The sequence below is a fragment of the Streptomyces sp. NPDC049954 genome, from assembly GCF_040656295.1.
Lineage (GTDB): Bacteria > Actinomycetota > Actinomycetes > Streptomycetales > Streptomycetaceae > Streptomyces.
Genome location: NZ_JBFALS010000028.1, coordinates 24,633 through 31,051, shown reverse-complemented (window position 1 = coordinate 31,051; position 6,419 = coordinate 24,633). Strand labels below are relative to the sequence as shown.

Below are 6,419 nucleotides of genomic sequence, written 5' to 3'. Positions count from 1 at the left end.
CCCGCATACTGGATGTATTCGGGCGTTTCGACAACGCGGCGAGGTGCCGTAGCTGTCGTCGTGCGCCCGCCAGGAATTGCGGGACAGCCCTTAGGGGGTCGCGGACCCGGCCGGGAAGCTGACGGCGCCGCCGTGACCGAGGGGCCGGAGGTGACGCCGCGACTCGGGAACCGAGGTCCGGCGCCGGCGCCCCTCAGGGGCGCTCGCGGCGCGCGGGGTCAGGAGCCCGCGCCCGCCGCGCTGTTCGCGTGCTCCACCGCGTACAGTCTGCGCTCGGCCGCGCGGTCCTGGTCGAGTGCGCTGGCGCGCCGCTCGGCCTCGGCCCGGGTCGCGTACTGACCGACCCGGTAGCTGTCGGCCTTTCCGTCGTCCCGCCTTATGAGGTGCCAGGGAAGCGTGGCACCGCTGTCCGTCATCGAACCCCTCCGCCTCTCTCCTCCGAGCGTGCCAACGACCGCCGAGGAAACCCCATTTCGCATATGCCCGACCCTACCCCCCGCCTTAACTGAGCGGATACGGATTAGCACGAAGGGGTACGTGTTCGCGCCATCACGGACAGCGAAAAGGGGTGGGCGTGGGGGCGCGTTCCGGTGAACACGCCCCCACGCCCCACCCTTCGGGGGCTCCCTCGTCACCTCACGGGCAGGTGGTAGGTCAGCCGGTAACGGTCGGCGGGCACGACGAGGTCGGCCGTCTCCACGGCGCGCTGCGAGGCGTAGTAGGTGCGGGCGACGACGATCACGACATGGCCGGGCACCCCGCCGAGCAGCAGGAGTTCCTCGGCGAGTCCGGGGCGGGCGCCCACTTCCTCGACGACGTTGTCCACGACCGTGTCGATCGCGGCCATGCGGTCCACGACGCCGCTGCCGCCGAGCGGGCCCTCCTCGGGCAGCATGACGGGGGTGCGGCCCGTGAGTTCGAGCGGTTCCCAGGAGGTCGAGAGCATCATGGGGCGGCCCGCGTCCCGGAAGACGTAGCGGGTGCACATCACGCGGGCGCCGGGTTCGACGCCCAGCCGCGCGGCGATCTCCTCGTCCGCCTCCTCCTGCACACTGCTGGACTCCCAGGTGCCGCGCGCCCCTTCCTCCGCCTGCTCCTGCCGGAAGGGCGTCGAGGTGCCGGGCAGCATGCGGTAGCCGGAGCGCGCGATGCGCCGGGGCTGGAGTCGCTCGCGCACGTACGTCCCGGAGCCGGAACGCCCTTCGACCAGCCCCTCGGCCATGAGGACCTTGCGGGCCTCCAGGGCCACGGTGTCCGAGACGCCGTACTCCTTGCGGATACGCGCCTGCGAGGGGAGGCGGGTGTGCGGGGGGAGCGAACCGTCGACGATCTTCTTACGGAGATCACCCGCGACGCGGAGATACGCCGGCTGCTCACCGAATGTCACAAGCCACTCCCATCAGGTTGACAGACAGCAACAGCCTGGCAACCGACGGTTGCTCCCCGCAAGCGAGGGCCAAAGATTCACTCGAAGTGATGACGCGTCTTTGTGCAGGCACTTCCTGCCCTGTGCGGCGATCAAGGAAACATGGGACGCACAGGCAGGTGTCACGGACGGTAGGAGTCCGGTTCCGCCCTGCGTGATCGAGAGGCCCCTCAGGCCCGCTGCGTACGCTCCCCGTATGAACGCCATCGACGGGCCGGCCGGTGCGCCCGCCCCGCACCCACACACCTCCGCCCTCCCCGGCCGGGAGGCCGGTCCCGCGGCGCATACGGGGTCCGCCGCCGCGCCCCCGCCGCCGTCCTCGGTGTGCCCGGTGGACGGGACGCGGGTGAGCGCCGAGTCACTGGAGTGGTGCTGCCCGGGCTGCCGGGGTCCGCTGGACCTGGACTTTCCGGCCGCTCCCCCGCCGCTCACCGCGCTGACCGGCCGCGTGAACTCGCTGTGGCGGTACGCCGAGTCCCTGCCGCTGTCCGCGCCCTCGGTGTCGCTGGGCGAGGGCAGGACGCCGCTGGTCGCGCTGGAGGGCCGGGTCCTCGCAAAGCTCGACTTCCTGATGCCCACGCTGTCCTTCAAGGACCGGGGCGCCGTCCTGCTCGCCGAACTCGCGCGCCGGCTGGGCCCGGAGCGGGTCATCGCCGACAGCAGCGGCAACGCGGGCACGGCGATCGCGGCGTACTGCGCGCGGGCGGGCCTGGACTGCACGGTGTACGTGCCCGGGGGGACGTCGCCGAAGAAGCTGGAGCAGATCGCGGCGCACGGCGCGCGCGTGGACCTCGTGCCGGGCGACCGGGAGGCGACGGCCCGCGCGGCGCGGGCGGCGGCGGACGAGCCGGGGGTCTTCTACGCGAGCCATGTCTTCAACCCGTACTTCCTGCACGGCACGAAGACCTACGTGTACGAGCTGTGGGAGGACCTCGGCGGCCGGCTGCCGGAGGCGGTCGTCGTGCCGGTCGGCAACGGCACGCTGCTGCTGGGCGCCGTTCTCGCGATCGAGGAGTTGTACGGCGCCGGGCTGATCGGCCGGCGCCCGCGTCTGCACGCGGTCCAGGCGCGGGCGGTGTCCCCGCTGGCCGCCGCCTGGCGGGCGGGCGCCGAGGACCTGCTGCCCGGGGAGGCCGGGGTGGGGCCCACGCTCGCCGAGGGCATCGCGATCCCCCGGCCGCCGCGCGCCCGGCAGATCCTCGCCGCCGTCCGCGCGAGCGGCGGCTCCTTCCTGACGGTCCCCGAGGAGCACCTCGCTCCCGCCCAACTCGACCTGGCGCGCAGGGGTTTCTACGTCGAGGCGACGGGGGTCGCGTGCTGGGCGGCGGTGCGCGAGGGGGCGCTCGGGGACGTCGAGACGGTGGTGCCGCTGTGCGGGGCCGGCCTCAAGACGGGGATGGCCCGGGCGACGGACTGACCGGATGACCCGGGCGACGCGGTGACCACCCCCGCCGGCGCACCCGTCCTCACCCCTGCCGGTACCCGGCGAGGAAGCGCCCGATCCGTCCGATCGCGGACTCCAGGTCGTCGGCGTACGGCAGGGTGAGGATGCGGAAGTGGTCGGGGCGCGGCCAGTTGAAGCCGGTGCCCTGGACGACCTGGATCTTCTCGCGCAACAGCAGGTCGAGGACGAAGCGTTCGTCGTCGACGAGGGGGTGCACCTTCGGGTCGAGGCGCGGGAAGGCGTAGAGCGCGCCCTTCGGCTTGACGCAGGAGACGCCGGGGATCTCGTTGAGCTTCTCCCAGGCCCGGTCGCGCTGTTCACGCAACCGCCCGCCGGGGGCGGTGAGTTCCTTGATGGACTGCCGGCCGCCGAGCGCCGCCTGGATCGCGTACTGGGCGGGGGCGTTGGCGCACAGTCGCATGGAGGCGAGCATCGTGAGCCCCTCCAGGTAGTTCTTCGCGTGCTGCTTGGGCCCGCTCACGACGAGCCAGCCGGAGCGGAAGCCCGCGACCCGGTACGTCTTGGACAGCCCGCTGAACGACAGGACGACGAGGTCGGGGGCGAGCGCCGCCGCCGTGTGGTGGACGGCGTCGTCGTACAGGATCTGGTCGTAGATCTCGTCGGCGAAGACCATGAGCTGGTGGCGGCGGGCGAGGTCGAGGATGCCCTCGACGATCTCCTTCGGATAGACCGCGCCCGTGGGGTTGTTGGGGTTGATGATGACGACGGCCCGGGTGCGGTCGGTGATCTTCGCGGCCATGTCGTCGAGGTCCGGGTACCAGTCGGACTCCTCGTCGCACAGGTAGTGGACGGCCTTGCCGCCGGACAGCGTGGTGACGGCCGTCCACAGCGGGAAGTCGGGGGCGGGGACGAGGACTTCGTCGCCGTTCTCCAGCAGCGCCTGCATCGCCATGGTGATGAGTTCGGAGACGCCGTTGCCGAGGAAGACGTCGTCCACGCCGACGCCTTCGACACCGAGCGCCTCGTAGCGCTGGGCGACGGCGCGGCGGGCGGAGAGGACGCCGCGCGAGTCGGTGTACCCGTGGGCCTTGGGCAGCATCCGGATCATGTCCTGGACGATCTCCTCGGGCGCCTCGAAGCCGAAGAGCGCGGGGTTGCCGGTGTTGAGCCGCAGCACACTGTGCCCGGCCTCCTCCAGGGCGTTGGCGTGCGCGATCACCGGGCCCCGGATCTCGTAGCAGACCTCGCTCAGCTTGCTCGACTGCCGGAACTCCATGCCGTGCCTCCCCGGGAACTGTGTGACTTGGTTTTACCAAGTGAGAGCTTGGAAAGTCCAACCCTGTGTCTAGACTGCGATCCATGCCACGTCAGACGCCGCCCCGCCGCCGAAGCTACGACCAGTACTGCGCCGCCTCCCGCGCCCTGGACGCCGTGGGGGACCGCTGGACCCTGCTGATCGTCCGGGAGTTGCTGGGCGGGCCGCGCCGGTACACGGATCTGCTCGCGGATCTGCCGGGGGTCAGCACCGACATGCTCGCGACGCGGTTGCGCGACATGGAGCGCGACGGACTGGCCCTGCGCCGCCGCCTGCCCGCCCCGGCCAACGCCTCGGTCTACGAACTGACCGAGCGGGGCGGCGACTTGCTGCCCGTCCTGACGGCGCTCGCGACGTGGGGAGCCCCGGCTCTCGCGGAGCGCAACCCGACCGACGCGGTGCGCGCGCACTGGTTCGCGATCCCGCTGCTGGGCCCGCTCGGCGCGGCGGTCGGCGGGGACGGGGCGCTGGTGGAGGTCGAGCTTCCCGAGGGCCTGTTCCACGTCCGTACGGGCTTCGCGCCCGGCCGCCCCTCGTACGGCGACGGAGCGGCGCAGGCGGCGCCGGACGCCCGCCTGGCGATGGACGCGGACACCTGCCGCGCCCTGGGCGAGGGTACGGCGACCCTCGCCGGGGCCGTCAAGGAGGGCCGGGTGCGGGTACGCGGCGAGGGGCCGGTGGCCCGGCGCCTGCGGGGCGAGGCGTAGGCGGGGCGGGTCAGCAGCCGGAGGCGCCGCAGGCGCCGCCCGCCTGCTCCTGACCGCCGGTCGGGACGTGCGGGTCGCGGTCGGTCAGGCAGTAGATGCCGCCCGCCGGGTCGCGCATGACGATCCACTCCTTGCCGTGGTGCACGAGCCGCGCCCCGAGCGTCTCGTGCCGGGCCCGCGCCGACTCGGGGTCCCGCACGGCGAGGTCGAGGTGGGCGCGGGCGGGCTGCTCGGTGTCGAGCCGCTGCACCAGGAACCGCACGGGCAGCCCGAGGGGCGGCCGCAGCCGCTGGAACTCGGGCTGAGTCGTGGGGGCGGGGGGCCAGCCGGTCAGGGCGGCCCAGAAGGCGAGTTCCCGCTCGTACGCGGCCGGCCCGACGTCGAGACACACCTGGTCGAGCCGCTCGTCCGCCACGACGGGCGGCACGGTCCGCTCCCCGTGCCAGGGGACGACGCAGAACGCGAGCCCGGCGGGTGAGCGCAACACGCTCAGCCCCGGCTCCTCGGACAGCACGGCGGCGCCCTGCTCCCTGGCGTGGCGCACGAAAGCGGGGACGTCGGCGACGCACAGATCCACGTGCGCCCCGCCGGGCCCCTCCGCGACCGACTGCTGCTTGAGGTTGGCATCGGCGCCACCGGGCGGCACGAAGCTGACGAACTCCCCCGACTCCCCTCGTACGGCGGAGAGTTCCGCACCGGTGACGGCCGCCCAGAAGGAGCGGGCGGCCTCCTCGTGCGCGCGGGGGGAGTCGACGAAGGCGTGGATCCAGCGGATGGCGGGTGCGGTGGCCGGGGACATGGACGCTCCTCCTGCGGTGTGGCGTGGCGGCTACGACGGTCGGTGCGGCGGCGCGTTCTCGTTCAGGAAGCCGGGGCGGGGCTCGTGGCCAGGGGCGCGAGGTAGCCGTCGATCAGCTCCACGGCGTCGCGCAGCATGACCGCGTCCCCCTCCGGCGTGTCCCAGAAGGCCCGGCCGAGCAGGAAGTCGGCGACCTCCACGACGAGGGCGACCTGCCGCCGGGCCGTCTCCGTGTCGGGCAGCCCGTACGCGTCGACCAGCGCGCGGTGGATCAGTGCGGAGATCCGGGCGTTGGTGGCGCTGTCCAGGCCCGCCAGTCCGGGCAGGCGCGGCGCCCCGGGCCGCCAGAGCCGCCGGTAGCCGGGCTCGGTGCGGAACCGCTGGGCGAACCCGTCGAGGAGCCGCTCGAAGAGCGCCGCCGTCCCTCCGGCGGGCGGGCGCGCGCAGATTTCCGCGACCAACTCGACGTTCCGCTCCTGCCACGCGCGCACGAGGGTCTCGGCGATGGCGTCCTTGTCGGGGAAGTACCGGTAGAGCACGCCGACGGAGACCCCGGCCCGTTCGGCGATCAGCTTGGTCCCGATCTCCTCGTACGGGTGGGCGTCGAGGAGTTCGGCGGTGGCGCGCAGGACGCGGTCGACCTTCTCGCGACTGCGCTGCTGCCGGGGCCGCTCGCGCAGCCTCGGCCCCGGACCCTGCCCACCGTCTCCCACTCCCGCCATGCGTTCCACCTTGGCATACGGGCGCGGGGGCCCGGCTCCCCGGAA

7 protein-coding genes are annotated in these 6,419 nt (G+C 73.2%); 2 read left to right on the top strand and 5 right to left on the bottom strand.

Annotation, left to right across the window (positions count from 1 at the left end; all coding sequences use genetic code 11):
* Positions 1 to 218 precede the first annotated feature (218 nt).
* Entirely contained in the window at positions 219 to 416 is a 198-nt protein-coding gene (locus AB0J21_RS33355) for an SPOR domain-containing protein (RefSeq protein WP_363149924.1), read from the bottom strand.
* A 215-nt stretch (positions 417 to 631) separates the two neighbouring features.
* On the bottom strand, positions 632 to 1,387 hold the full coding sequence (locus AB0J21_RS33350) for a GntR family transcriptional regulator (RefSeq protein WP_363149923.1): 756 nt from the start codon (positions 1,385 to 1,387) through the stop codon (positions 632 to 634).
* A gap of 235 nt (positions 1,388 to 1,622) precedes the next feature.
* Here AB0J21_RS33350 and AB0J21_RS33345 point away from each other — a divergent pair, with 235 nt between their 5' ends.
* Positions 1,623 to 2,843: a threonine synthase gene (locus AB0J21_RS33345; protein ID WP_363149922.1), complete on the top strand. Its 1,221-nt coding sequence runs from the start codon at positions 1,623 to 1,625 to the stop codon at positions 2,841 to 2,843.
* 49 nt (positions 2,844 to 2,892) lie between these two features.
* On the opposite strand, the gene AB0J21_RS33340 is transcribed toward AB0J21_RS33345, so the two are convergent.
* Positions 2,893 to 4,107, bottom strand: coding sequence for a pyridoxal phosphate-dependent aminotransferase (locus AB0J21_RS33340; RefSeq protein WP_363149921.1), 1,215 nt, complete (start codon positions 4,105 to 4,107; stop codon positions 2,893 to 2,895).
* Between the two features lie 83 nt (positions 4,108 to 4,190).
* Here AB0J21_RS33340 and AB0J21_RS33335 point away from each other — a divergent pair, with 83 nt between their 5' ends.
* Complete coding sequence (locus tag AB0J21_RS33335) at positions 4,191 to 4,853, top strand: winged helix-turn-helix transcriptional regulator (protein WP_363149920.1); 663 nt, start codon at positions 4,191 to 4,193, stop codon at positions 4,851 to 4,853.
* A gap of 10 nt (positions 4,854 to 4,863) precedes the next feature.
* On the opposite strand, the gene AB0J21_RS33330 is transcribed toward AB0J21_RS33335, so the two are convergent.
* Together AB0J21_RS33330 and AB0J21_RS33325 are read right to left on the bottom strand one after the other, a co-directional pair.
* The gene (locus AB0J21_RS33330) at positions 4,864 to 5,652 is read right to left on the bottom strand and encodes a VOC family protein (RefSeq protein WP_363149919.1); all 789 of its coding nucleotides are present in this window, start codon (positions 5,650 to 5,652) and stop codon (positions 4,864 to 4,866) included.
* A 62-nt stretch (positions 5,653 to 5,714) separates the two neighbouring features.
* Positions 5,715 to 6,374 (bottom strand): TetR/AcrR family transcriptional regulator, encoded by a 660-nt coding sequence (locus AB0J21_RS33325; protein ID WP_363149918.1) that lies wholly within the window; start codon positions 6,372 to 6,374, stop codon positions 5,715 to 5,717.
* Positions 6,375 to 6,419 lie beyond the last annotated feature (45 nt).